At 64.1% G+C, this 25,439-nt stretch carries 28 protein-coding genes and 1 pseudogene; 23 read left to right on the plus strand and 6 right to left on the minus strand.

The genetic code is table 11. The annotated features are described in order from the left end of the window. Positions 1–104 precede the first annotated feature (104 nt). The 8 genes from IVB31_RS04015 (at position 105) to IVB31_RS04050 (ending at position 8,294) form a co-directional block, all read left to right on the plus strand. Positions 105–1,562, plus strand: coding sequence for a 6-hydroxynicotinate reductase (locus tag IVB31_RS04015; RefSeq protein WP_247319421.1), 1,458 nt, complete (start codon positions 105–107; stop codon positions 1,560–1,562). After that, positions 1,559–2,455: a UPF0280 family protein gene (locus tag IVB31_RS04020; protein WP_247318773.1), complete on the plus strand. Its 897-nt coding sequence runs from the start codon at positions 1,559–1,561 to the stop codon at positions 2,453–2,455. Before IVB31_RS04015 ends, IVB31_RS04020 begins: the two co-directional genes overlap by 4 nt. A 27-nt stretch (positions 2,456–2,482) precedes the next feature. Next, positions 2,483–3,067, plus strand: coding sequence for an amino acid synthesis family protein (locus tag IVB31_RS04025; protein WP_195798716.1), 585 nt, complete (start codon positions 2,483–2,485; stop codon positions 3,065–3,067). A 23-nt stretch (positions 3,068–3,090) separates the two neighbouring features. Continuing rightward, positions 3,091–4,293, plus strand: coding sequence for an ABC transporter substrate-binding protein (locus tag IVB31_RS04030; RefSeq protein WP_247318776.1), 1,203 nt, complete (start codon positions 3,091–3,093; stop codon positions 4,291–4,293). A 152-nt stretch (positions 4,294–4,445) separates the two neighbouring features. Next, positions 4,446–6,335, plus strand: a complete 1,890-nt coding sequence (locus tag IVB31_RS04035; protein WP_247318780.1) for an ABC transporter permease — start codon at positions 4,446–4,448, stop codon at positions 6,333–6,335. After that, positions 6,332–7,123: an ABC transporter ATP-binding protein gene (locus IVB31_RS04040; RefSeq protein ID WP_247318783.1), complete on the plus strand. Its 792-nt coding sequence runs from the start codon at positions 6,332–6,334 to the stop codon at positions 7,121–7,123. Before IVB31_RS04035 ends, IVB31_RS04040 begins: the two co-directional genes overlap by 4 nt. Continuing rightward, positions 7,120–7,824, plus strand: coding sequence for an ABC transporter ATP-binding protein (locus IVB31_RS04045; protein ID WP_247318786.1), 705 nt, complete (start codon positions 7,120–7,122; stop codon positions 7,822–7,824). Before IVB31_RS04040 ends, IVB31_RS04045 begins: the two co-directional genes overlap by 4 nt. A gap of 14 nt (positions 7,825–7,838) precedes the next feature. After that, positions 7,839–8,294, plus strand: coding sequence for a MarR family transcriptional regulator (locus IVB31_RS04050; RefSeq protein WP_247318788.1), 456 nt, complete (start codon positions 7,839–7,841; stop codon positions 8,292–8,294). A gap of 101 nt (positions 8,295–8,395) precedes the next feature. Here IVB31_RS04050 and IVB31_RS04055 read toward each other — a convergent pair whose 3' ends face one another. Then, positions 8,396–9,592, minus strand: coding sequence for an amidohydrolase family protein (locus tag IVB31_RS04055; protein WP_247318791.1), 1,197 nt, complete (start codon positions 9,590–9,592; stop codon positions 8,396–8,398). A 156-nt stretch (positions 9,593–9,748) separates the two neighbouring features. Between IVB31_RS04055 and IVB31_RS04060 the strand changes: the two genes are divergently transcribed. From IVB31_RS04060 to IVB31_RS04090, 7 genes and pseudogenes are all read left to right on the plus strand, one after another. Then, positions 9,749–10,522: a ferredoxin--NADP reductase gene (locus tag IVB31_RS04060; protein WP_247318796.1), complete on the plus strand. Its 774-nt coding sequence runs from the start codon at positions 9,749–9,751 to the stop codon at positions 10,520–10,522. Positions 10,523–10,627: 105 nt separating this feature from the next. After that, the gene (locus tag IVB31_RS04065) at positions 10,628–10,951 is read left to right on the plus strand and encodes a hypothetical protein (RefSeq protein ID WP_247318798.1); all 324 of its coding nucleotides are present in this window, start codon (positions 10,628–10,630) and stop codon (positions 10,949–10,951) included. Positions 10,952–11,040: 89 nt separating this feature from the next. Continuing rightward, positions 11,041–11,802, plus strand: a pseudogene (locus IVB31_RS04070) (cytochrome P450). A gap of 137 nt (positions 11,803–11,939) precedes the next feature. Beyond that, entirely contained in the window at positions 11,940–12,125 is a 186-nt protein-coding gene (locus tag IVB31_RS04075) for a hypothetical protein (RefSeq protein WP_247318800.1), read from the plus strand. 27 nt (positions 12,126–12,152) lie between these two features. Beyond that, entirely contained in the window at positions 12,153–12,353 is a 201-nt protein-coding gene (locus IVB31_RS04080; protein WP_247318803.1) for a hypothetical protein, read from the plus strand. Positions 12,354–12,369: 16 nt separating this feature from the next. After that, the gene (locus IVB31_RS04085) at positions 12,370–12,633 is read left to right on the plus strand and encodes a hypothetical protein (RefSeq protein ID WP_247318804.1); all 264 of its coding nucleotides are present in this window, start codon (positions 12,370–12,372) and stop codon (positions 12,631–12,633) included. 36 nt (positions 12,634–12,669) lie between these two features. Further along, positions 12,670–12,909, plus strand: coding sequence for a hypothetical protein (locus IVB31_RS04090; RefSeq protein WP_247318806.1), 240 nt, complete (start codon positions 12,670–12,672; stop codon positions 12,907–12,909). A 50-nt stretch (positions 12,910–12,959) separates the two neighbouring features. On the opposite strand, the gene IVB31_RS04095 is transcribed toward IVB31_RS04090, so the two are convergent. Then, on the minus strand, positions 12,960–14,210 hold the full coding sequence (locus tag IVB31_RS04095; protein WP_247318808.1) for a DUF763 domain-containing protein: 1,251 nt from the start codon (positions 14,208–14,210) through the stop codon (positions 12,960–12,962). A gap of 126 nt (positions 14,211–14,336) precedes the next feature. Here IVB31_RS04095 and IVB31_RS04100 point away from each other — a divergent pair, with 126 nt between their 5' ends. Then, a complete protein-coding gene (locus IVB31_RS04100; protein WP_247318810.1) occupies positions 14,337–15,482 on the plus strand; it encodes a mechanosensitive ion channel family protein in 1,146 nt (381 codons plus the stop codon). 15 nt (positions 15,483–15,497) lie between these two features. On the opposite strand, the gene IVB31_RS04105 is transcribed toward IVB31_RS04100, so the two are convergent. Together IVB31_RS04105 and IVB31_RS04110 are read right to left on the minus strand one after the other, a co-directional pair. Further along, on the minus strand, positions 15,498–16,292 hold the full coding sequence (locus IVB31_RS04105) for an ABC transporter substrate-binding protein (protein ID WP_247318812.1): 795 nt from the start codon (positions 16,290–16,292) through the stop codon (positions 15,498–15,500). Positions 16,293–16,302: 10 nt separating this feature from the next. Then, a complete protein-coding gene (locus IVB31_RS04110; protein WP_247318815.1) occupies positions 16,303–17,283 on the minus strand; it encodes a tripartite tricarboxylate transporter substrate binding protein in 981 nt (326 codons plus the stop codon). 116 nt (positions 17,284–17,399) lie between these two features. Here IVB31_RS04110 and IVB31_RS04115 point away from each other — a divergent pair, with 116 nt between their 5' ends. From IVB31_RS04115 to IVB31_RS04145, 7 genes are all read left to right on the plus strand, one after another. Next, positions 17,400–18,110 (plus strand): TetR family transcriptional regulator, encoded by a 711-nt coding sequence (locus IVB31_RS04115; protein ID WP_247318817.1) that lies wholly within the window; start codon positions 17,400–17,402, stop codon positions 18,108–18,110. Positions 18,111–18,138: 28 nt separating this feature from the next. Continuing rightward, the gene (locus IVB31_RS04120) at positions 18,139–19,023 is read left to right on the plus strand and encodes an amidohydrolase family protein (RefSeq protein WP_247318819.1); all 885 of its coding nucleotides are present in this window, start codon (positions 18,139–18,141) and stop codon (positions 19,021–19,023) included. Next, positions 19,020–20,318, plus strand: coding sequence for a C4-dicarboxylate transporter DctA (gene dctA, locus IVB31_RS04125; protein ID WP_247318821.1), 1,299 nt, complete (start codon positions 19,020–19,022; stop codon positions 20,316–20,318). Before IVB31_RS04120 ends, dctA begins: the two co-directional genes overlap by 4 nt. A 67-nt stretch (positions 20,319–20,385) precedes the next feature. After that, positions 20,386–21,099 carry a PIG-L deacetylase family protein gene (locus tag IVB31_RS04130; RefSeq protein WP_247318823.1) on the plus strand — a complete coding sequence of 238 codons (714 nt, stop codon included), beginning with the start codon at positions 20,386–20,388 and terminating at the stop codon, positions 21,097–21,099. Continuing rightward, entirely contained in the window at positions 21,096–21,779 is a 684-nt protein-coding gene (locus tag IVB31_RS04135; RefSeq protein ID WP_247318825.1) for a 4-carboxy-4-hydroxy-2-oxoadipate aldolase/oxaloacetate decarboxylase, read from the plus strand. The genes IVB31_RS04130 and IVB31_RS04135 overlap by 4 nt, the downstream gene beginning before the upstream one ends. Before the next feature lie 19 nt (positions 21,780–21,798). Then, complete coding sequence (locus tag IVB31_RS04140) at positions 21,799–22,668, plus strand: hypothetical protein (protein WP_247318827.1); 870 nt, start codon at positions 21,799–21,801, stop codon at positions 22,666–22,668. Continuing rightward, positions 22,668–23,591 carry an NAD(P)-dependent oxidoreductase gene (locus tag IVB31_RS04145; RefSeq protein WP_247318829.1) on the plus strand — a complete coding sequence of 308 codons (924 nt, stop codon included), beginning with the start codon at positions 22,668–22,670 and terminating at the stop codon, positions 23,589–23,591. Before IVB31_RS04140 ends, IVB31_RS04145 begins: the two co-directional genes overlap by 1 nt. 12 nt (positions 23,592–23,603) lie before the next feature. Here the strand turns inward: IVB31_RS04145 and IVB31_RS04150 are convergent, their stop codons facing one another. Next, positions 23,604–23,915, minus strand: a complete 312-nt coding sequence (locus IVB31_RS04150; RefSeq protein ID WP_247318831.1) for a hypothetical protein — start codon at positions 23,913–23,915, stop codon at positions 23,604–23,606. 212 nt (positions 23,916–24,127) lie between these two features. Beyond that, complete coding sequence (locus IVB31_RS04155) at positions 24,128–25,369, minus strand: amidohydrolase family protein (RefSeq protein WP_247318833.1); 1,242 nt, start codon at positions 25,367–25,369, stop codon at positions 24,128–24,130. Positions 25,370–25,439: the final 70 nt, after the last annotated feature.

The following is a 25,439-nucleotide window of genomic DNA, read 5'->3' on the forward strand; positions in this document are numbered from 1 at the left end:
TTTATGCGGCAGGCGCATCTTTTGCGCCGCATCGCCGCTTGACAGGCTTGAGGACCGCGCGCAACATCGTTCGTATACGAATGATAATCGCAACCTCCGCTGGCTTGCACATGGAAACGACGAGCGCCGCCATCGACAAGATCCGCTGCGATGCCTGTCCGGTGATGTGCTACATCAAGCCGGGCGCGGCGGGCGCCTGCGACCGCTATGCCAATCACGACGGCAAGCTCGTCCGCGTCGATCCCCATGTGATCCTGGAGCGTACAGTCTCTCATGGCGGCAAGCTCGTCCCGTTCAGCCGCACCGAAGATTGGGACGGCACGATCGTCCATGAACCCTCGACCTTCGTGACCGCGATCGGTGCGGGCACGACCTATCCCGATTACAAGCCGGCGCCGTTCATCGTCTCCGCGGAAGTCGACGGCGTCGACATGGTGACCGTCGTTACCGAGGGCATCTTCTCCTATTGCGGCATCAAGGTGAAGATCGACACCGACCGCTATCTCGGCCCGGAAACCGCGACTGTCCGGGCGCAGGGTGAGGCGGTCGGCCATGTCACCACCAGCGAATACGGCTCGCAGATGCTGTCGCTCGGCGGCGTGCATCATCTCACCGGCGGCTCGAAGAAGGAAGGTCGCGTCACCTGCGACACGCTGATGGACCTCGCCAATTGCAAGGCGGTCGAGCTCACCATCGACGGCGGCGCGAGCGTGGTGGTGCAGGCTGGCCAGCCGCCGATCGTCAATGGCATGAAGGAAGAGCGCATGCGCGTCGGCTGCGGCTCGGCGACGATCGGCATGTTCGCAAAGCAGTGGCACGGCAAGGTCGACGAGGTCGTCGTGGTCGACGACCACATCACCGGCGTGCTCAGCGAGCACCAGGCCGGCAAGCTGCTCGACATCGCCGACACCGGCATCAAGATGAAAGGGCGCCGCTCGACGCCCGGCCGCTATTTCCAGGTCGCCGATCCCGGCACGGGCTGGGGCGGGACCAACATTTCCGATCCGCTGGCGATCCTCGGGCCGTTCGACGCCAAGGAGGCCAGGGCCGGTCTCTCGATGCTGATGGTCTCCACGACCGGTGAGCATTCGTCCTATTACGTGCTCGACGAGGCCCTGAAGCCGGTCGAGACCGAGATGCCTGATGACCTCAAATTCTCGGTGGAGCGCATCCAGGAGAACTGCGAGCCGGCGCTGTGCACTGTGCTGTTCATGGCCGGCGCCGGCGGTTCGCTGCGCGCGGGCGTGACCGACAATCCGGTGCGGCTGACGCGCTCGGTCAAGGACGCGCTGACACGCGTCACCAGCGGCGGTGCGCCGGTTTATGTCTGGCCGGGCGGCGGCATCACCTACATGGTCGACGTGACGCAGATGCCTTCAGGAGCGTTCGGCTACGTGCCGACGCCCGCGCTGGTCGCGCCGATCGAATTCACGATGAAACTGTCCGACTACGCCGCGCTCGGCGGCCACATGGATTATGTGAAGCCGCTGTCCGAGGTGCGGGGTGGCGACGATGTCCGCCAATTGCCCTGGCAGAACCCGATTCCGGGGCCCCGGGCATGACGAGGCTCCCGCAAATCGCATTGCTGTCTGATGGCCGGCGGCTGCATTTGCAGGATGGACCGATTGACCTGATCGTCGAGGCGAAGGGGCGCGCGGACGACGTGCGGGCTGCGTATGAAGCGGCGGCGCGCCGTTTCACCGGGCTGCTCGACGAACTCTGCACGGAGCTGGCGGAATTGCGGACGGCCGCGGTGGCGCGGACTTCGCTGAAGGGTGTTGTAGCTCGTCGCATGCACGCCGCTGTCGCGCCCTATGCCGCCGATTGCTTCATCACGCCAATGGCTGCCGTGGCAGGCAGCGTGGCGGAGGAGATTCTGGGCGCGATGCTGGACGCTGCGACGCTTGATCAGGCTTACGTCAATAATGGCGGGGACATTGCGCTGCATCTCGGGCGGGGTGAGCATTTTTCGATTGGCCTGATGGATCGGCCCGACCGCGACGGCGTGATGCGGACGATGAGGGTCGATGCGGATGACCCCGTGCGCGGCGTTGCGACCAGCGGGCGCCACGGCCGCAGCTTCTCGCTCGGCATCGCCGACGCGGTGACGGTGCTGGCAGTAACCGCATCGCAGGCGGATGCGGCGGCGACGGTCATCGCCAACGCCGTCGATCTGCCCGGGCATCCCGCCATCGTCCGAAAGCCTGCGAGCGAGCTTCAGCCCGAAAACGATCTCGGCGCACGTCTCGTCACTCGCGCGGTCGGTGAATTGTCGCAAGAGGAGATCGCGGCAGCCCTGGAATCTGGCGCGGAATGTGCACGGAAATTGTTCGATCGCGGATTGATCGAGGGTGCCGTGTTGCAGCTTTGTGGTGATATGCTTGTCATCGGAGCAAAAGATACTGAACGGCAACGATCGCGCCCGCTCACGCTGGAGAACGCGGTTCATGCCTGAGCAGGGAAGAGCCTTAAGGAAACAATCATGAGCGCGATCATCCGCAAGATCGTCACCGTTGTCGAAGAGACGCAGATGGAGATGGGCCGCCAGGTCTCGCCGCCGACGCGGCGTGCGGCGGCCATCGCCGTGATCGAAAATCCCTTTGCCGGAAAATACGTCGAGGATCTCTCGCCGCTGATCGCGATCGGCGAGGAGCTTGGTGAGCTGCTGTCGAAGCGCGCGGTGGCTGCGCTCGGCATCGATGGCGCGAAGGCGCAGAGCTATGGTAAGGCCGCAGCCGTCGGCGAGAACGGCGAGCTGGAACATGCGGCCGCCATCCTTCATCCGAAGATGGGCGCGCCGGTGCGGAAAGTTCTCAGCAAGGGCGCGGCGCTGATCCCGTCGTCGAAGAAGCGCAGCGGTCCCGGCACGACACTCGACATTCCCCTTGGGCACAAGGATGCCGCCTTCGTGCGCAGTCATTTCGACGGCATGGAAGTGCAGATCAACGACGCGCCGCGCGCCAACGAGATCATGGTCGCGGTCGCCGTCACCGACAGCGGCCGTCCGCTGCCGCGCGTCGGCGGGCTGACGGTTGCGGAGATCAAGGGCGAAGACGGCCTGAAATAATCAGTTCAAAACTGGAGGTTGGGATGCGAACAAGAAACTATTTCGTCGGCGCGGCTTTTGCGCTTCTGGCGGGCGGCATTACTCATTCGGCCCTGGCGCAGGAGATCAAGATCGGCGAGATCAACAGCTACTCGCTGTTGCCGGCGTTCACCGAGCCCTATCGCAAGGGCTGGCAGCTCGCGGTCGAGGAGATCAACGCGGCCGGCGGCATCAACGGCAAGAAGCTCGTCGTCATTTCCAAGGACGATGGCGGCAAGCCGGCGGATGCGCAGACCGCGGCGAACGAACTGGTCTCGAGTGAAGGCGTGGCGATGCTGACGGGTACGTTCCTGTCGAACATCGGTCTCGCCGTCAGCGACTTCGCCAACCAGAAGAAAGTGTTTTTCCTGGCAGCCGAGCCGCTGACGGACGCCGTGACCTGGTCCAAGGGCAACAAGTACACCTTCCGCCTGCGTCCCTCCAACTACATGCAGGCGGCAATGCTGGTGGAAGCAGCCAGCAAGCTGCCGGCCAAGCGCTGGGCGACGATCGCACCGAACTACGAATACGGCCAGTCGGCGGTCGCGGTGTTCAAGAAGCTGATGTCGGAGAAGCGGTCCGACATTCAGTGGGTCGACGAGCAGTGGCCGCCGCAGGGCAAGATCGATGCGGGTCCGGTGGTGCAGGCGGTTGCCGCGGCCAATCCCGAAGCGATCCTCAACGTCACCTTCGGCGCCGATCTTGTGAAGCTCGTGCGTGAAGGCAACACCCGCGGCCTGTTCAAGGGACGCGAGGTCGTCTCGTTCCTGACCGGCGAGCCCGAATATCTCGACCCGCTCAAGGAGGAGACACCCGAGGGTTGGATCGTCACCGGCTATCCCTGGTACTCGATCAAGACGCCCGAGCATGACGCGTTCCTGAAGGCGTATCAGGCCAAGTATAACGACTATCCGCGCCTCGGCTCGATCGTCGGCTACCAGACTATCAAGTCGGCGGCGGCGATCCTGGCGAAGGCCGGCTCCACCGATCCGGAGAAGCTGATTGCCGCGGCGGAAGGGCTGTCGATGCCGTCGCCGCTCGGCGAGATCACCTTCCGCAAGATCGACCACCAGTCGACACTCGGCGCCTATGTCGGCAAGACCGCGTTGAAGGACGGCAAGGGCGTGATGGTGGACTCCGTCTACAAGAAAGGTTCGGACTATCTGCCGAGCGACGCTGAAGTCGAGAAGCTGCGTCCGAAGGATTGATGCGAAGAGAGACCGGGGCCTCGTGGTTCGAGACGCGCGGCGCTGCCGCGCTCCTCACCATGAGGGTCCCGGACCTCATCCTGAGGAGGCGCGTAGCGCCGTCTCGAAGGATGAAGCCGAATACTGAGACTCTTGCTTAACCCGGACCGCCGATGGCCTTTTATGTCGTACAGTTTCTGACCGGTCTCGCCAGCGCAGCGTCGCTGTTTCTGGTGGCCTCGGGCCTGTCGATCATCTTTGGCGTGACGCGGATCGTGAATTTCGCGCACGGCGCCTTCTACATGATCGGCGCCTATATCGCCTTTACCTTGACGGAGCGGTTGTCGGGTGCGTTCGGCTTCTGGGCGGCGATCGTCATGGCAGCGTTCGCCGTGGCGTTGATCGGTGTCATCGTCGAGATGGTGCTGCTCCGGCGCATCTATCATGCGCCCGAACTGTTCCAGCTGCTCGCGACCTTCGGCCTGACCTTGATGGTCGAGGATCTCGTGGTCCTGATCTGGGGGCCCGACGATCTCGTCGGGCGCCGCGCGCCCGGCTTCAAGGGTGCGATCGACTTCTTCGGTCAGAACATCCCGAGCTACGATCTGTTCCTGATCGTGCTCAGCCCGGTCGTGCTCGGCATTCTCTGGCTGCTGTTCCAGCGCACGCGCTGGGGCGTGCTGGTTCGCGCGGCGACGCAGGATCGCGACATGGTGGCGGCGCTCGGCGTCAATCAGAAATGGCTGTTCACCAGCGTGTTTGCGGTTGGCGTCTTCCTTGCGGCCCTCGGCGGTGCGCTCCAGATCCCGCGCGATGCCGTGCATCACGCCATGGATCTGCGCATCATCGTCGAGGTCTTCGTCGTGGTCGTGATCGGCGGTCTCGGCAGCATCGTCGGTGCGTTCGTCGCGGCGGTGCTGGTCTCCGAGCTCAATGCCTTCGGCATCCTGATTTTTCCAAAGATCTCCATCATCCTGGTCTTCCTGGTGATGGCGGCGGTGCTGATCGTGCGGCCCTGGGGCTTGTTCGGCAGGCCGGAGGCGCCCGCGCGCAAGACGCCGGGTCTCACCGTCAATCCCTGGCGGCCGTTGACGTCGAACGAACGGCTTGCCGCGCTGGTCGCGCTCGTGATCGCGGCGACGCTGCCGCTGTTCGCCGGCAATTACGCGCTGACCGTGGGCTCGGAGATCGCGATCTTCGTGATCTTCGCCGTCAGCCTGCACTTCCTGATGTCGGTCGGCGGGCTCGCGTCGTTCGGCCACGCCGCCTATTTCGGTCTCGGCGCCTACGGCGTCGCCTTCCTCGCCAAGATGGCGGGGCTGCCGATGATCGTGTGTCTCCTGCTCGGACCGCTGCTCGGCTGCATGGGCGCCGCCGTGTTCGGCTTCTTCGCCGTGCAGCTCTCGGGCGTCTATTTCGCGATGCTGACGCTCGCTTTCGCACAGATCGTGTGGTCGATCGCATTCCAGTGGGTGAGCGTGACAGGTGGCGACAATGGCATACTCGGGGTCTGGCCTTCGAGCTGGGCGGCAAGCCCATCGCATTTCTACTGGCTGGCGCTCGGCGTCGCGGCGCTCGTCACCATCGCGTTGCGGGCCATGGTGTTCTCGCCGTTCGGCTACGCGCTCCGGGCCACGCGCGACTCGCTGCTGCGCACCGAAGCGGTCGGCATCAACGCCAAGCGCATCCAGTGGACGGCGTTCGTGATCGCAGGCACCACCGCCGGCATCGGCGGCGCGCTATTCGCCTACCTCAAGGGCAGCGTCTTCCCGGACAATCTCGGCATCTCGCTTTCGGTCGATGCGCTCGTCATGGTGCTGCTCGGCGGCGTCGAGACGGTGTCGGGCGGGGTGATCGGCGCGATCGTCTACAAAGCGCTCAACATCTGGCTGGTCAGCCAGACCGACCTGTCGAAGCTCGTGCTCGGCGGCTTCATCGTTCTGATTGTCGTCGTCTTCCCCAAGGGCATCGTCGGCATGCTGGAAATGCTGGCGCAGCGCCGCCGGAAGGCCTCGCCGCCGGGATCTCCCTTGCTTGCCAAGCCGATCGAGTCTGCCGAATGAGCCTCGCCCCCCCACTTCTCGCGGTCGAAGGCCTCACCAAATCCTATGGCGGCATCCATGCCGTGCGCGGCGTCTCGTTCTCGCTGCGCGCCGGAGAGATTCTGGCGCTGATCGGCCCGAACGGCGCGGGCAAGAGCACCTGTTTCGACATGCTCAACGGCCAGAACCGGCCTGATACCGGTCACGTCCGGCTGCTCGGCGAAGAGACCACCGGCAGGAAGCCGCGTGAGATCTGGCGGATGGGCGTGGGCCGGACCTTCCAGATCACCGCGACCTTCGCCACCATGACGGTGCGCGAGAATGTGCAGGTTGCGCTGATCTCGCATGGCAAGCAGTTGTTCAATCTCTGGGGCTCGGCCCCGAATTTCGACCGTGGCGAGGCCGGCCGTCTGCTGGAACTCGTTGGCATGGGCGGCTATGCGGATCGCCCCTGCGGCGAGCTTGCCTATGGCGACCTCAAGCGGCTCGAGCTTGCCGTCGCGCTCGCCAACCAGCCGAAATTGCTGCTGATGGATGAGCCGACCGCCGGCATGGCGCCGCGCGAGCGCGTCGATCTGATGCGGCTGACGGCGCAGATCGCGCGCGAAAAGTCGATCGGCGTGCTCTTTACCGAACACGACATGGACGTCGTGTTCGAGCATGCCGACCGCATCATCGTGCTCAACCGCGGCACGCTGATCGCCGAGGGCTCGCCGGCCGAGGTGCGCGCCAATCCGCAGGTTCAGGCGGTCTATCTCGGCGAGGGCCTGCTTTACGATGCCGAGCATCGCGAGGGAGCCTCGGCATGAAGCTCACGGTCGAGGGGCTCAACAGTCATTATGGCCCGGCCCATATCCTGTTCGACATCGGTTTCGAGGTCGGCGAGGGCGAGGTGGTGGCGCTGTTGGGGCGGAACGGCGCCGGCAAGTCGACGACCTTCCGCTCGATCGTCGGCCTCGTCGCCCAGCGCTCGGGACGGATCATGTTCGAAGGCAAGGACGTCTCGGCACGTCCGACCCACGAGATCGTGCGCGATGGGCTTGGCTACGTGCCGGAGGAGCGGCGAATCTTCACCGATTTGACGGTGGAAGAGAATCTCGAAGTCGGCCGGCAGCCGAAGCGCCCCAACGCCCCCTATTGGACGCGGGACAAGCTATTCACGCTGTTTCCAAATCTCGGTGAAATGAAGAACCGCCCCGGCGGCCGCATGAGCGGCGGCGAGCAGCAGATGCTCACCATCGCGCGCACGCTGATGGGCAATCCGTCGCTGGTGCTGCTCGACGAGCCCTCGGAGGGCCTCTCGCCGAAGATCGTGGAGCAGATGGTCGATGCCATCCTGACCATGAAGAAGGAGGGCGTCAGCATCGTCGTCTCCGAGCAGAATTTGCACTTTGCGCGGCTGATCTCCGACCGCGCCTATATCATCGAGCGCGGCCGCATCTGTTTCGGCGGCACCATGGCCGAGCTCGATGCGCGTCCGGATATCCGCGACGCGCATCTGTCGTTGTGAGGGGCGGGGAGCGGATGGCGAGAAGCGTCGCGGCGAAGAAGAGCGCCAAACCGGCAAAACCGTCTTATGTGCTTGACGAGCAGGTCGGCTTCATCCTGCGCCAGGTCTCGCAGCGCCACGGCGCGATCTTCTCCCGCGACATCGGCACCAACATCACGTCGACGCAATGGGCGGCGCTGTCGAAGCTCGCCGAGACCGGTCCGTGCTCGCAGAACCAGCTCGGGCGTCTCACGGCAATGGACGTCGCGACCATCAAGGGTGTGATCGACCGCTTGACCGCGCGCGGATTGACCGAGACGAGCCAGGATCCCGAGGATGGGCGCCGGCTGCTGGTCAGCCTCACGCGCGCCGGCCAGCAGCTTGCGGAGAAGCTGGCGCCGAACGCGCTTGCCATCACCCGTGAGACGCTGGCGCCGCTTGATGCAAAGGAGCGCGAGATGTTGATGGCGCTGTTGAGCAAGTTGCGGTGAATTCATCTTGTAGGGTGGGTTAGCTGAGGCGTAACCCACCATGCTTCCACGATTGCGGAGCGAAGTTGGTGGGTTACGCCCTGCAGCAGAGGTGCATGCCGCTACTTCGCCACCACCTCCGGCACCCGGCCCGCCGGCGGGGTGTTGCGGCTGCGCTGGGTGCGCACGATGCCATCGATGATGGTCATGCCGATTCCGGGAAGGTCGCCGAGCTGCACGCTGTCCAGGATGTTCTTGCCGGCCGAATGCTGGGCCTTGTCCATGATGACGAAATCGGCGGAACGGCCCACTTCGATGAGGCCGCAATCGAGCTCGCGCATCCGCGCCGTGTTGCCGGTGGCGAGACAAAACGCGATCTCTGCCGGCAGGTCACCGAGCGAGGACAGCATCGAGACCATGCGCAAAATGCCGAGCGGCTGCACGCCGGAGCCGGCGGGCGCGTCGGTGCCGAGGATCACCCGATGCAGATCGCCCATCTCGCGCGCGATGCGCAGCGTGAACAGGGCCGATCGCTCATTGCCGTTGTGCACCAGCTCGAGGCCGCGCTTGCAGCCCTCACAGATGCAGCGGATCTGGTCGTCGGGAAGGGCGGTGTGGCCGCCATTGATGTGGCCGACCACATCGGTATCGGCCTCCAGCACCACGTCCTTGTCGATCAGGCCGGAGCCGGGAATCGAGGGGCCGCCGGTGTGGATCGTGCTCTGGATACCGTATTTGCGCGCCCAGCCGACCATTTTTCGCGCAGTCGGGCCGTCCTTGACGCCGCCCAAGCCCACTTCGCCGAGCAGCTTGACGCCCGCCGCGGCCAATTCCTTGAAGTCTTCCTCGACCATCTCGCATTCGATCACCGGCGCGCCAGCGTGAACCTTCACGCCGCCCGGACGCAGATTCCAGAATGCGCGCTGGGCGAAGATCGCCATCGCCTTCAACCCGACGACGTCACGCGGGCGGCCCGGCATATGAACTTCGCCGGCGGAAATCATGGTGGTGACACCGCCATGCAGATTGCTGTCGATCCAGCCGATCTGGTTCTGCCGGGGCGTCCAGTCGCCCGCGACAGGGTGGACATGGCTGTCGATCAGGCCCGGCGCGACGGTCGTGCCGTTGGCCTCGACGATGGTGGTCGCGCCTTCGGTGTTGACGTCCTTGAAGCGGCCGATGGCGGTGATCTTGCCGTTCTCGGCAACAATGGTGTCGCCATCCAGGATCGGCTTTTCCAGCGCGCCGGACAGGATCAGGCCGATATTCCGGATCACGAGCTTCGAGGGTCCGGTGGCCTGGGGTGCGTCATGCGCCATGGAAGGGGTCCTTATTCCTAACTGCAACGCTCGCGATCTTGGGCAGCCTTGACCCCGGGAGCAAGCGGGATTATTCATTAGTATACGAATGATCGTATACTAACGACGCATAGCTGCCCGCCTCGGAACCGCAATAGACGCGACAGGGAAGGTGAAATGAGCAATTTCAATCAGGAAAGCGTTTTGAGCGTCCACCACTGGACCGACACGCTGTTCTCCTTCAAGACCACCCGCAGCCCGACCTTCCGCTTCCGAAACGGCGAATTCACCATGATCGGGCTCAAGGTCGGCGAGAAGCCGCTGCTGCGGGCCTACAGCGTCGCCAGCGCCAATTACGAGGACACGCTGGAGTTCTTCTCGATCAAGGTGCCGGACGGCCCGCTGACCTCGCGGCTCCAGCACCTGAAGGAAGGTGATGAGATCATCGTCAGCCGCAAGGCCACCGGCACGCTCGTCATCGACAATCTGGAGGAGGGGCGCAACCTCTACCTCATCGGCACCGGCACGGGCCTCGCGCCATTCCTGAGCGTGATCAAGGACCCCGAGACCTACGAGCGGTTCCATAAGGTCGTGCTGCTGCACGGTTGCCGGCAGGTGAAGGAACTCGCCTATGGCGAGATGATCACCGAGACGCTGCCCAAGGACGAATTGATCGGCGAGTACATCCGCAATCAATTGATCTACTATCCGACCGTGACCCGCGATCCCTTCCGCAACCGTGGCCGCATCACCGACCTCATCACCTCGGGTAAGCTGTTTTCCGATATCGGCCTGCCGGCGCTCGAAGCCGCCCATGACCGCGTCATGATCTGCGGCAGCCCGGCGCTGGTGGCTGACACCCGCGTGCTCCTGGGCGAGCGGGGCTTCGTCGAGGGCAATCACGGCGAACCTGCCCAATTTGTGGTCGAAAAGGCCTTCGCCGAGCGCTAGCCCGGGATGGTCTCGCAATAAGACCGTATTTCCGCCGTCGAGAGCCCGTTGCGGCGCCGATTCGGCACACGATACTATGGGGGAACGAATCAGCGGAGTTCCCACATGGTTGCGGACAGCGACAGCAACATCGCCTGGCACCGGGTTCAGTTGAAGAAGAATCGCGCCGAGCTGAAGGCGCTCGAGACCGCGCGCTTCACGATGGGCGAGATCGCAACCGCGAAGCGGAACGGTCAGACGCAGAAGGCGATTGCGGAACTCAAGCGCAAGATCGCGCAATCCGAGCGCGTGATCGCTGATCACGACAAGCGCACGCGCCGTCCGCTCACCACCGACCTGCAAAGCCTCAGCAGCGGCAGCTGGAGCAATTGGGACGCTTATACCAATCAGCAGCGCAAGACCGGCCCGCGTTCGACGGGGCGAGGGTAGACTCGTCTCACGTCTGCACCGAAGCGAAGCGGAGGTTCCGTATCCCTAACGTCGGCCGTGTGAGACGCCCTCAACCCCTCCGGTGACACGTGGCACCACGCCTCGACTTCACCAGCGAGGCCTTCTTTCGCGATCCGCCCAAGGCGATCGCGGCGTTGCGCATGTCCGGCCCCGTGGTCGCTGCGCGATTTCCTCTCGTCGGCAGATGTCTGGATCACGACGACCCATGAGGCCACGGCGCAAGTCCCGAAGGACGGCGCCAATTTCACGCAGCGCAAGGAGGATGGCGACTCCCAGGTTTGCGCTGGTCGATGCTGAACTACGTCAGGACCATCGCCAACACATGCTGACGATGGACGAGCCTGATCACACAAACGCTGCGCAGCATCGTGGACGAGGCTTTCCGCCGCCGCGCGATCTTCGTGTCGCCGGTGCAGTTCTCCAAGCCGCGCTGTGTGTGGCGGAATGTGGAGCTGGAAGGTGTGCGTCTGAAGAAGGGCGATCGCGTCATGGTGATGCTCGCCGCGGCGAATATGGATCCGGCGATGCATGACCGTCCCGAGAGCCTCGATCTCGCGCGTAAGCCGAATCGCCACATCTCCTTCGGGACGGGGATCCATTTCTGCCTCGGCCACCAGCTTGCGCGGATCGAGGCGGCCAGCGCGCTGGAAGCACTGTTCGCGCGATGGCCGAAACTTGGTCTGGCCGTCGATCCCGCGCAGATCCGCTGGCGCAGGCGGCCAGGACTCCGTGCCATCGCGAAGCTTCCTGTTACGGCAGAGGCCCAGGGAACACATGTCGCGGCATCTGCGCAAGCGATGGTTGATCGTTCCGTCGCACAGGCGGACTGACGTGTCCTGCTCTTCGGCAAATCGTCGCGACCATATCAGCCGGGAACGGTGTGCCGTGATGGCTGTTGTCCGGGAGACCTCGGCCCGTAAAGAATAGTTCCGTGCCGCAGGATTCCACATCTCGTCGGGAGACGATCATGACCAGCAGAATGCCACCTGTTCCGCCGGACAATCAGAGCCAGAAGGGAACTGGTGACGCCAAACAAGCGTCGTCCAATCAGACCGCGCGCGGCCAACAACGCGCGGAAAATCCGAATCAGCAGGGAGAGCAGGGCAACATCAAGCAGAACACGACCAATCAAGGCTACCAGCAAGATCGCTAACCAGATCGCTAAGGAGGGCGACAATCGATGTCGACATCCACCAAGACACCAAACAGCATCCGTCAGGGCGGACCCGGTGCATCACATGAGAATGCGAAGGCACCGCTGGAGGTGAAGAAGCCGCCCGCAGACGACTCACAGCGAAACCACAGCCGCATCTCTGGTGGCGGAGGCGAGCACGACTCCCATCACACGCACGATAGCGCCGGCAAGGGCGGAGGCAGGTGAAGATTGGAGAACGAGCATGCAAGGCAAAAAGACCCACGAGCAGCAGGTGCGCATCCTCGAGCGTAAACCTGACGTGCCTGACGGACGAGAGCTGGATCGGGCGTCGGGCCTTAACGTCGAGGATACCGCCGTCCATCGTGCGCGCCCCGAGGCGCGGCACAGTGAATTTCCGGTGAGCCGCGGCGGTCTCAACCAGGAAAGCGACCACAACAAGCACAACCACGCTGGCCAGAGCGGTCACAAGCCGCCCAAACCAACGCCGGCGCAACAGAAGCACTGAGCCTTGAGGGGGCGATCACTGCAAGAGGAGAGACCGATGCCAAGTGGGCACGGCAGCAAGACGCATTTCAGATCCGGCATGCATGGCAAGGGCGACGGCACCGGTGCCATGGCCGACATTCCCAAGGACAAGATCGGCGACAACATGGTCCTGTCCAACCGCGACAAGGCTCAGCACTCGGATATTCGGGGCATGGATGGCAAGTCTATCCAGACCGATCAATATCAGGATCACTCGGCCAACCGGCTGGTGGATGACGAGAGCGACGACACCTAGGGATCAGACCTGAGCGAGACTATCCTCCCGACCAACTGGCGGGCCGGCGCTCAGCCGGCCCACTTTTTTGTCGCGGCGAGGTCGCGCTCCCAGCCGAACACCGAGCGACCATCGAGGTCAGGTGAGGCCACGCGCTCGCCGGCAATGAACTCGTCGACCGAAGGCCCGTGCGCACTGCGCTCCAGCCGCCGCGCCTGGTCGTCGAGGCGCTTGATCGCCTGCATCTCTTCCTCGCGTCCGAGCTTTGCGTTCTGGATGGCGCCCTTCAGCACGCGAATGGTCTCGTCATAGACCTTGATCGGAACGGGGTAAGGATGCCGGTCCTTGCCGCCATGGGCGAGCGAGAAGCGGGCGGGATCGTTGAAGCGATAGGGCGCGCCGTGCACGACCTCGGCAACCATCGCCAGCGAGCGCACGGTGCGTGCGCCGACGCCCGGCGTCAGCAATAGCTCCGGGAAGTCGACCGGGCCGCGCTCGGCTGCGGCCGCGAGCGTGCCGTGCAGGCGCCGTGCGAATACGTCCTTCGGCCTGACGTCGTGATGCGCGGGCATGATCAGGTGCGGCAGCATCGCCTGCGCCGGCTCGGGTTTGGTTCCGGTCAGCCGCTCGAATTCAGTGAGGATGCGATCGGGGCCGAGATCGCTCAGCAGCTCGAGTTGCGCGCTGCGCGAGACGTCGGCGCGGTGGTCGGTGAGATTGACGATCTCGCCCTGCAGCGGCCCGTCGATCGCGCTGTGTGGCGCATCGACAAAACTCTTTAGCGCCTCGGAATGCCAGTGATAGCGGCGGGCCTGCCGCTTGTCGCCATTCATGCCCTGCTGCACCACCGTCCATTTGGCATCGGAAGTGACGAAGAAGCCGTGCAGATAGAGATCGAATCCGTCCTGGACCGCGGCGCTGTCGACCTTCGCCACTAGGCGGCTGGCACGCGTGAGTTTCGCGCCGTCGAAGCCGACACGGTCGCCGAGCTGCAACAGCTCGTCCGGCGTCTTGCGCGAATGCTGCCCGCGTCCGCCGCAGACATAAATGCCGAGCTCGTCCTGCAGCGGTCCGAGCCCGCGCTTCAACGCGCCGATCACGGAGGTCGTGATACCCGAGGAGTGCCAGTCCATTCCCATCACGGCGCCGAACGACTGGAACCAGAACGGATGCGAGAGGCGCTGCAGGAATGCATCGCGGCCATAATGATGCACGATCGCTTGCGTGACGATCGCGCCGAGCGAGGCCATGCGGGTCGCGAGCCAGGGTGGAACCCGGCCGGAATGCAGGGGAAGGTCGGCGCTGCCGGTTCGTCGAGTCATGATTGCCGCAAAATAGCGCAATTCGGCGACGGTTGCACCAGAGGGATGCTGCATTGCACCAGGTGCGGGAGCGAAGCTGACAGGAGTGCGTTGAGGGCGTACGCGAACGCAATTGCGGGGACATGGATGAATTTGCAAGCCCTTATGACCGACATCGACAAGATGTTCGGATGGATACCGTCGTGGCTGATCGGTCTCAGCCTGATCGCCGGCGCGATTTTGCTTGCCCTGTCCATCTATCGGTTTGCGGTCTGGCTGCTCAATCGCGCCTTCGGAACCCGTATTCCTCTGATGGGTGTATTCATTGAACGCACAGCCGGTCCGGCCCAACTGGCGCTCTGCCTTGCCGCCGTCGCCTTGGTGCTGCCGCTTGCGCCGCTCGACGACATCATCCGTACGCCGCTCATGCGCCTGTTCGTGGTCGCCTTCATTGCTCTGATCGGATGGATATCGATCCGGATCGTGGACATGAGCGCGGCGCGCTATCTCCAGAATTTTCGCGATGTCACCGAGAACTTCGTCGCGCGCAAGCATGTCACCCAGGTGCGCGTGTTCAAACGCGTGACCGACACCATCATCGTGGTCATCACGATTTCGACGGCGCTGATGACGTTCGACTCGGTGAAGCAATATGGCGTCAGCCTGTTCGCCTCTGCCGGGGCCGCCGGCATCATCGTCGGTCTTGCCGCCCGGCCGCTGCTCAGCAACCTGATCGCCGGTTTGCAGATCGCGATCACCCAGCCGATCCGCATCGAGGATGCCGTCATCATCGAGAACGAGTGGGGCTGGGTCGAGGACATTGCAGCGACCTATGTCGTGATCCGGCTATGGGACTGGCGCCGCATGGTGGTGCCGCTGTCCTACTTCATCGAAAAGCCGTTCCAGAACTGGACCCGCGACACCGCGTCCCTGATCGGCGTGATCGCGCTCCATGTCGACTACCGCGCCGACGTGCCGCGCATCCGGCGCTGGCTGGAGGGGGCGGTGAAGGAGGCCAAACTGTGGGACGGCGCGGTGGTCAATCTCCAGGTGATCGATGCGGATTCGCGCACCATCGAGTTGCGCGCGCTGGTCAGCGCGCGGAATGCGCCGCAATCCTGGGATTTGCGCTGCGAGATGCGAGAGAAGCTGATCGCCTTCATCCGCGACGAGATGCCGGAAGCCCTCCCGCGCGAGCGCGCGATCCTGATCCCGCAGGGAGGGAGCGACGACACGGAGTTCCTGCAGCGCTCCGCCGCGCCGGAGAAGATGCGGGCGAACGCACGCAATTGAAAAGGCGGCCCCTTCCTATTGAGCCTTAGTCGCGCCACGCAGGCCAGCCTGGCTCTGGATCGTGTCCAGCTTGCCAGACGACTGCTCGTCCGCCACGAAGCGGTTGAGCACCGGCAGCGCATCCTCGCGTCCCTTGGGAATGGCAATGGCCAAATGCTCGGTGCCCCAATTGCCGTCAAGGATTTTCGCGCCAGGCAGCTGGTCGGACATTTCGAACAGGGTCGGCTTGTTGGTCGCGTAGAGATCAATCTCGCCGCGACCGAACATGCCGATGGCGACCTTGACGCTTTCGGCAGGCACAATGGTCGCGTTCTTGAATCTGGCCGGCAACGTACGCTCGGAGGTCGAGCCCTTGGTGACGCCGATCTTCACGCCCGGTTTGTCGATATCCTCGGCCTTGCTGATCGGCGAATTCATCGGAACGAGATAGCCGAGCTCGATCGCCAGCACCGGCTGGCTGAAGCTGACCTCGTTGGCGCGGGCCGCTGTAGCGTTGGTTATCGTGAAGTCGACCTGACCGTCATGGATTGCGCTCACGATGTCCGCGACACGCTGAAACCTGACGTAGTCGACGCCGACGCCGAGCCGCTTTGCCAGTTCGGCGCCGAGATCATAGGCTAGGCCGTGCGGCTCGCCGGACGCATCTGTTACCATGGAGGTCGGGCTGCCCGGATAGATGCCGACGCGCAAGGTGCCGCTCGGCGCCAGCAGCCTTGCTTCGCCGTCGGCGCGCGCTGGCGCGCCGGGCATGCTGATGACAGCAAAAGCGAAGAGGGCGGTGCGCGCAAGGCGCTGAGAGGACGTGCTCATGTCAAGAGCCTCACTGCGCGCGGATGTCGGCGGCCTTCAGCACAGGCTCCCATTTGATCGCCTCGGCACGCATGTAGGCGTCGAACTCCTTGGGCGAAGAGCCGACCGGGGCCGCGCCGATCTTGCCGAGCGTCGACAGCACGTTCGCATCCTGCAGCGCCGCCTTCAGATCGGTTTCGAGCTTCGCCACGATTTCCGGCGGCATCTTCGCCGGGCCGAGGATGCCCCACCAGACCGAGACGTCGTAGCCTGATACACCGGACTCCGCGATGGTTGGCACATTCGGCAGCGCCTTGGAGCGTTCGGCCGAGGTCACCGCGAGCGCGCGCACCGGGCCGCCTTCGAGCTGGCTGATCGCTTCCGCAAGCGGGTTGATGCTGAGCGGGATGTCGCCGGCGATCACGGCGGTCAGCGCCGGTGCACCGCCCTTGTAGGGGATCGCGACGATCTTGGTGCCGGACATGTATTTCAGCAACTCGCCGGCGAGATGCGCCGAGGTGCCGTTGCCCGACATGCCATAGGAGAGCTTGTCCGGCTCCTTCTTGGCGGCGGCGAGGAGATCGCCGAGCGTCTTGTAGGGGCTGTCCTTGGCGACGACGATGGCGAGCGGCGAGGAGGCGACTTCCGTGATCGCGGTAAAATCCTTGAACGTGTCATAAGGCACGCTCGGATAGATGAACTGGTTGAGCGGATGTCCGCTCGCAACAAGGATCAGCGTGTAGCCGTCAGGCGCGGCCTGCGTTACCGCCTGCGAGGCGACGATGCCGCCGGCGCCGGGACGGTTGTCGATCACCGGCTGCTGGCCCCAGTTCTTGGCCAAGGCCTGAGCGAGCGTGCGCGCGAGCACGTCGACCGCGCCGCCGGCGGCATAGGGCACGAGGATGTGAACCGGTTTGCTTGGATAATTGTCGGCGGCCTGCGCGGCGCCGCCCGCCAGCAGCAGACCGGCGCCCAGCATCCAGCCGCCGATCTTCTTGTTCAAACCCAGCATTTTCCAGCACTCCTTGCGGGCGTTTGCGCGCCTGTCGTCGGCCTTCCGAGCCGTCCGGACGCCGCCCATGGTTTTTGTTGACGAGACCTGATCTTTTGTACGATAGTACAAATCACATGGTACGCAAGCCCACCAGCAAGGAAACGGTTCGCAAGCCGAATATGCGCGAGGCGATCCTCGCTGCGGCCGAGGAGCTGTTCGCGACCAACGGCTTCAACGCCGTGTCGGTGCGCGACATCGCGCATGCCGCCGGCGCCAATCCCGGCAGCGTCACCTATCACTTCAAGACCAAGGACGGCCTGCTGCTGGAGATCTACCGGCGCCATTGCGGGCCGATGAATTTGCGCCGCTCAGAGCTGCTCGCCGCCGCCAGGCGTGTGCGCGATCTCCAGGACCGGCTGGAAGCCGTGGTGCGGGCCTATGTGTTGCCGGCTTTCACCTCGGGCAGCGATCTCGCCGGCGGCGGGGCGCGCTTCACGCGATTGCGTGCGGTGATGTCCGCGGAAGGCAACGAGGTCGCGCGGAAAATCATCGCCCAGACGTTTGACGATACCAGCCACGCCTTCATCGATGCGATCCACGACAGCCTGCCGCACGTTCCGCGCACCGACATCGTCTGGCGCAGCCACTTCCTGCTCGGCGCGCTCTATTATTCGCTGGTGACGCCGGACCGCGTCTCGCGCCTGTCGCGTGGCGAGGCCGACGGCAGCGATGCCGCCAGCGCGATCGAGCAATTGGTGCAGGCTACGGTGGCCGCGTTCCAGGCGCCGGCGCTGGATCAGGCCGCGCCGGCGCGGCGGCGGCCGGTCGTCAGCAGCAAGACTTGAAGAGGCGGTTTCGCTCGGCGGTTCCCTGATGACCATGATATACAAGCCGACCATCCCGCCACCCGATCCGAACACGCGCACGCCAAAATTCAAGCTGCCGAAGCTGTCTTGCGACGCGCATTGCCATATCTTCGGGCCCGGATCGAAATATCCGTATGCGCCTGACCGTTCCTACACGCCGCCGGATGCGCCGCTGGAGGATTTCAAGGCGTTGCACGCCAAGCTCGGTGTCGAGCGTGCCGTCATCGTCAATGCCAGCGTGCACGGTACCGACAATACGGTGGCGCTCGATGCCATCGCGCAGAGCAACGGCGCCTATCGTGCGGTTGCCAACATCGACGACACCATCACCGACCACGGGCTTCGCGTGCTGCACGAAGGCGGCTTCCGCGGCTGCCGCTTCAATTTCGTCCGCCATCTCGGCGGCGTAACCGACAAGGCCGTGTTCAACCGGGTCATCGCCATGGTCGCGCCGCTTGGCTGGCACATCGACCTGCATTTCGACGCGATCGACTTGCCCGAATATGCAGACATGCTGGCAAAGCTGCCGCTGACCTACACCATTGACCATATGGGACGGGTAAAGGCCTCTGAAGGGCTCGATCAACTGCCGTTCAAGATCCTGATCGAGCTGATGCAGCGCGACGAGAAGTGCTGGGTCAAGATCTGCGGCTCGGAGCGGGTGTCCTCGGCCGGACCGCCCTTTACCGACGCGGTGCCGTTCGCGCGAAAAATCGTCGAGACGGCCCCCGACCGTGTCATCTGGGGCACCGATTGGCCGCATCCCAACGTCAAGGCGATGCCGAATGACGGCGATCTCGTCGACCTGATCCCGCTGTTCGCGCCGGAGCCCGAGTATCAGCAGAAGATCCTCGTCGACAATCCCACGCGCCTGTTCGAGTTCGACCAATGACGACGCTTGCGATCGACAAGCCGCGCGGCCGCGCCTGGTGGAAGGAGCTCTGGATCCAGGTGCTCATTGCCATGGCGGCGGGCGTTTTGCTTGCGATCGTCAACCCCGAGGCGGGCGCCAGGATGCAGCCGCTCGGGGATGCCTTCATCAAGGCGATCCGGATGCTGATCGCGCCGATCATCTTCTGCACCGTCGTGCATGGCATCGCGCATATGGCCGACATGGCCCGTGTCGGGCGCGTGGCCGTCAAGGCCATCGTCTATTTCGAGATCATGACCACGATCGCGCTGATCATCGGCCTGGTCGCGGTCAATCTGCTCAAGCCCGGCGTCGGCATGAACATCGATCCCGCCGGCATCAATGCCAGCGCGATCGAGCCCTATGTGAAGCAGACCGCCGTGATCGGCTTCGTGCCGTTCCTGATGAACATCGTGCCGGCAACCTTCGTAGGCGCCTTTGCCGAGGGCAACATCCTCCAGGTTCTGTTTATCTCCGTGCTGTGCGGCTTTGCGCTGGTACAGCTCGGCGAGCGGGCTGCGCCGTTGGTCAACCTGGTCGATATGGCCGCCAAGATGGTGTTCGCCGTCGTCGGCTTCGTGATGTGGGCGGCACCGATCGGCGCGTTCGGCGCCATCGCCTTTACGGTCGGCAAGTTCGGCGTCGGCTCGCTGGCATCCCTCGGCAAGCTCCTTGGCGGCTTTTATCTCACCTGCGTGATCTTCATCATCGTCGCGCTTGGCCCGGTGGCGCGGATCTGCGGCTTCTCGCTGCTCAAGCTGATCCGCTATATCTGGGAAGAGCTGCTGATCTGCATCGCCACGACTTCGTCCGAGACAGTGTTGCCGCGGATGCTGACCAAGCTGGAGAAGGCCGGCTGCGAGAAGAGCGTGGTTGGGCTGGTGATCCCGACCGGCTATTCCTTCAATCTCGACGGAACCTGCCTCTATCTTGCCGCCGCCTCGGTGTTCCTGGCGCAGGCGACCAACACGCCGCTCGGGGTCGCCGAACAAATCGAGCTGCTCTTGATCCTGCTCGTGACCTCCAAGGGCGCGGCGGGAATCGCGGGCGCCGCCTTTGTCGTGCTGGCGGCGACGCTGTCGGCCACCGGCACCATCCCCGTGACGAGCGTCGCGCTGGTGCTCGGCATTCATCGCCTGATGTCGCAGGGGCTGACGCCGACCAATCTGATCGGGAACGCGGTTGCGACGATTGCGATTGCCAAATGGGAAGGCGCGCTCGATGGCGAACGCCTGAAGCGCGTGCTCGATGGCGAGGAACCTGCCGCCGCAGCTTGAGGAAATTGCTGCTTGCATGAGGCCGGCGGCCTAGACTGCTGACGAACAAAAGAGGGAAGTTTGTCCCATGAAAACAGGTCTCGTGATTACCGCCCATCCGGGCGATTTCGTCTGGCGCGCGGGCGGCGCCATCGCGCTGCATGCGAAGAAGGGTTATCGCATGAAGATCGTCTGCATGTCCTTCGGCGAACGCGGCGAGAGCCAGTTCGCCTGGAAGGAGAAGGGCGCAACTCTGGAATCGGTCAAGGCCGGCCGCAAGGACGAGGCGGAGCGTGCGGCAAAACTGCTCGGCGCCGAGATCGAGTTCTTCGACTGCGGCGACTATCCGTTGAAGCTGACCGAGGCGCATTTCGACCGCATGGTCGACATCTACCGCGAGCTGAATCCGAGCTTCGTGCTGACGCACGCGCTGGAAGACCCCTATAATTTCGACCACCCGAACGCGGCGCATTTCGCGCAGGAAACCCGCGTGGTCGCGCAGGCGATGGGTCACAAGCCCGGCGCGCAGTACCAATATTCAGCGCCGCCGGTGTTCCTGTTCGAGCCGCACCAGCCGGAGCAGTGCAATTACAAGCCGGACCTGCTCCTCAAGATCGACGAGGTCTGGAAGGAGAAGTACGAGGCATTCCAGATCCTCGCCGCGCAAAAACATCTCTGGGGCTATTACGAGCGCGTCGCGCTCAACCGCGGCATCCAGGGCAGCCGCAACACCGGCGTGCCGATGACGTATGGCGAGGCCTATCAGCGCCTGTTCCCAACGGTTGCGGAGGTGCTGGCATGAAGCCGGTCGTCGTTCGCAATATCAAGCGTGCCGATCCCGGCGGCATGGCGGAGTACGGTGTCTCGACCGTGCACGAGGCCTATGGCCGCATCGGCCTGATGAAGCCGTATCTGCGCCCGGTCTGGGCGGGTGCGTCGATTGCTGGCCCCGCGGTTACCGCGCTGGCGCAGCCCGGCGACAACTGGATGATCCATGTCGCGGTCGAGCAGTGCAAAAAGGGCGACATCCTCGTCGTCGGCTGTACCACCGACAACACCGACGGCATGTTCGGCGAGCTGCTCGCAACCTCGCTCAGGGCGCGCGGCGTGCAGGGGCTGATCATCGATGCCGGCTGCCGCGACGTCAAAGCGCTGCACGAGATGAAGTTTCCGGTGTGGTCGCGCGCGGTCTCGGCCAAGGGGACGGTCAAGGCCACGCTTGGCTCGATCAACATCCCCGTGGTCTGCGCCGGCGTCAACGTCGATCCTGGCGACATCATCGTGGCCGATGACGACGGCGTCGTGGTGGTGCCGAAGCGCTATGCCACTGAGGTCGCCGAGAAGGCGAGGAAGCGCAACGCGGATGAGGGTGGCAAGCGCACGCGGCTGGCCTCGGGCGAGCTGGGCCTCGACATGTACAGCATGCGGGAGGCCTTGGCGAAGGCCGGGCTGGTTTATGTCGACAATCCCGAGGACGTCTAAGACGAAGAGGAGCGGGCGGATGGATCGTCTCAAGCTGAAGGTCGTGCTCGGCAGTCACCCCCATGTCCAGGCGGTGAAGAGCGGCGAGCTTCGCTCCGACCTCGTCGACCTCGACTTCGTCGATTACACGCCGACCAACACGGCGTTCAAGCCGATGGTGCGCGAGCAGGCTTTCGACGTCTGCGAGATGGCGATCGTCACCTACCTGATGGCGAAGGCGCATGGCAAGCCGCTGGTGCTGCTGCCGGCGACCATGCTCGGCCGCTTCCAGCATTCCTACGCGCTGTACAATCCGGCGCGGGGAACGCTCGGGCCGTCCGATCTCGAAGGCAAGCGTGTGGGCATTCGCTCGTTCACGACGACGACGGGCGCCTGGATCAGGGGTATCCTGGCCAATGATTATGGCGTCAATCTCGACGGCATCCGCTGGGTGACCTTCGAGGATCCGCATGTCGCCGAATATGTCGACACCACCGAGCGGGCGCCGAAGGACAAGAAGATCCTGCAGATGCTGGTCGACGGCGAGCTCGACGCCGTCCTTGGCGAGACCTCGAACGATGCGCGCCTGAAACCGCTGTTCCCGGATCCCGCTGCGGAAGCGGCGACATGGTACGCCCGCCGTGGCGTTGTGCCCGTCAATCATCTCGTGGTCGTGACCGAAACGCTGGCGAAATCGCGTCCCGATGTGGTCGCGGGCGTCTATGATCTGCTGAAGCGGAATAAGGAGCAGATGGGCACTGTGGCTACGCCAGACCTTGTTCCGTTCGGAATCGAGGCGAACAGGAAGCCGCTGGAGCTGATCGTCGACTACGCATTCCAGCAGGCGTTGATCCCGCGTCGCTACGCGATCGAGGAGCTCTTCCACGAGACGACACGAGGGCTGAACTGATGGCGGGTGATCCCAGGCGATGGCAGATCGGGCTGGTCGGTTACGGCGAGGTCGGCAGGATTTTGGCCGAGGATTTGCGCCAGCAGGACATCAAGGTCGCTGCCTATGACATCAAGCTCGGAGGCGAGCACGCCGCTTCGCTGAAAGAGCATGCGGCGAAATTCAGTGTCGTGCTCACGGCGTCTCATGCAGAGCTGACCGCGAGATCCGATTTCATCATTTCCGCCGTCACGGCCAGCCAGGCCGTGCCGGTCGCAAAGGCCTGCGCGGCCGCCATCAATCAAGGCACCTGGTTCCTCGATTTCAATTCGGCGTCTCCGGGCGCGAAGCAGCGCGCCGCCGCGCTGATCGACGCCGCCGCCGGGCGCTATGTCGAGGGCGCCGTGATGACCTCGGTGCCGCCTTATCGCATCAAGGTGCCGCTGCTGCTCGGTGGTCCCGGCGCGAAGGAGCTGGAGCCGCTGCTGAACGCGATTGGCTTCGCGGCCAAGGTCGCGAGCGATAAGCTCGGCGTGTCCTCGGCGGTGAAGATGTGCCGCAGCATCATGATCAAGGGCCTGGAGGCCATGGTGATCGAAAGCTTCACCACCGCGCGCGCCTATGGCGTCGAGGATGCGGTGCTGGCTTCACTGGCGGAAACCTTTCCCACGATCAATTGGGAGAAGCAGGGTGCTTACTTCTTCCAGCGCGTGATCGAGCATGGCCGCCGCCGTGCCGAGGAGGTGCGCGAGGTCGCCGAGACCGTGCGCGAGGCGGGGCTGACGCCATGGTCCGCGCAGGGCACGGCCGAGCGTCAGGCCTGGGTCGCCGACCTCGCCGATCAGGGTCTGTTCGGAACGAAGGGCACCAAGGAGTTCGCCCGCAGCGCCGACTGGCGCATCGAGGCGGACCGCATCCTGGCGAAGATCAATCGCGACAAATAAGGCGGCTCGCGCTCAGGATTTTGCCGTGCGACAGCCGGTGAGCTCGTCGCGGGCGCGTTCGATCAGCGCCGTCAGGTTTTCGGCCTTGCGTGCCAGCCGATCGCTCGCGACTTCAGTGCGGAATTCTGCGCGGATCGACCGAATGCACTTGTCGGCGATATCGAGCGTGAGGAGCGTGCGCGTCAGGTCGTCCTGGGTACGGACACCCGCTAGATCAAGATCCGACAGGACATGCCCGATTCCGTCGAGCCGCTTCGCGGCAGCCTCGCTGGGCGTTCTCGCTCGGTTGGCGTGAGTGTCGATGCTGCTGAATGCGTTGAACATGTCGATGCTTCCCCGTTGAATGCAGACTTCAATGCCGGTCTGGCTATGACCGGCACCGCGGGACTTGCAGTACGCGCAACTATCGGGAATCGGAGAGAATCTACTATCCGGGAATCTACAGGATTCGGAATTTTGGAACGATCGGCGGTAACATCGAACGGAATTGGCGCGACAATCAGTCGCCCTTCAATGCAGATATGCGTCGGGAGCGGTCAGGAGCCCGGGCGGAACAGGGTCGGCCGCTGCCGCGCAAACGTCTGCCGTCCCGCCTTGAAGCCCAGCAAGATATCCGGCAGCTCGGCGATGGCGAAGCGGCTGTCCTGGCTGTCGAGCACGACGAGATCGGCGGGGTTGCCGACCTTGATGCCGTAGTCCCCGAGGTTCATCAGCCGCGCTGGCAGCTCGGTCACGAGATCGAGGCAGGTATCGAAGTCGTTGACCGAGGCATGCGCGACATTGGCGTAGAAATTCGCCATTCGCAGCAGTGAGGCGTCGCCGAACGGCGTGAAAGGATTGAGCACGTTGTTCGTCGCGACCGAGCACACGACGCCGTCGCCGGCGAGCTTGTGGGCGAGCGTCAGCCCGCGTGGCGCGTTGTGGGTGGCCTCGCGTCCCATCAGGTAGAGATCGGTCGCAGGCAGCACGGTGACGGCAACGCCGGCTTTTGCCAGCCGCGTCGTGGTGGCCTTCAGCCGCTCCGGCGGCAAGGCCGAGAGTTTTGTCGCATGGCCGATGGCCACGCGCCCCCCATAGTTGCGCCGCTCGGTCTGCCGGCAGACTTCGTCGAGGTGCGACCAGGAGGGATCGAGATCGAAATCGAGGTGGAGATCGACGTCGACGTCGAACGCCTGGGCGAGGTCGAAGATGCGCTCGAGCTGCGCGTTTGGATCGGTGTCCGTGTACGGGCAGCCGCCGATCACGTCGCCGCCGTCACGCAAGGCCCGGATCAGCAGCTCCTCGCTACCGGGATCGTTGGTCAGGCCTTCTTGCGGAAAGACACAGAGCGACAGGTCGATTGCCCAGGCATAGTCGCGCTTCAGCGTCTTGACAGCCTCGAAGCCGCGCAAGCCGATGCGCGGATCGATCTCGACATGGGTGCGCATGCGCGTCGTGCCGTGCACGATGGCGCGTTCCAGCACCCTGGCGCCACGCGCGTAGACGTCCTCGACCGTGAAGTCGCGTTTCATCGCCGATACGGCCCGGATGGCGTCGCCGAGATTGCCGTGATCATGCGCGCAGCGACCGAGCAGGCAGGCCTTGTCGAGATGGATGTGGCTGTCGACGAGGCCGGGCAGGGCCAGACGTCCGCCGACATCGACCTCGGCAGCATCGCAGGCGAGCTTCGGCTCGATCGCGGCAATCCGCCCGCCGGCAACGCCGATATCCACGGGGCTGGCAGCACCGCGCAACATGGCGTTGCGAAAAATCAGGTCGAAGGCGGATTGTATGGTCATGGCTCTCGCGGACGGAATTTAGAGCAATCGGCCGGAATCGGCGGCTCCAGATTGTCGGCAGTGTAGCGAG

Origin of the sequence: Bradyrhizobium sp. 21 (assembly GCF_023073335.1) — a bacterium.
GTDB lineage: Bacteria > Pseudomonadota > Alphaproteobacteria > Rhizobiales > Xanthobacteraceae > Bradyrhizobium.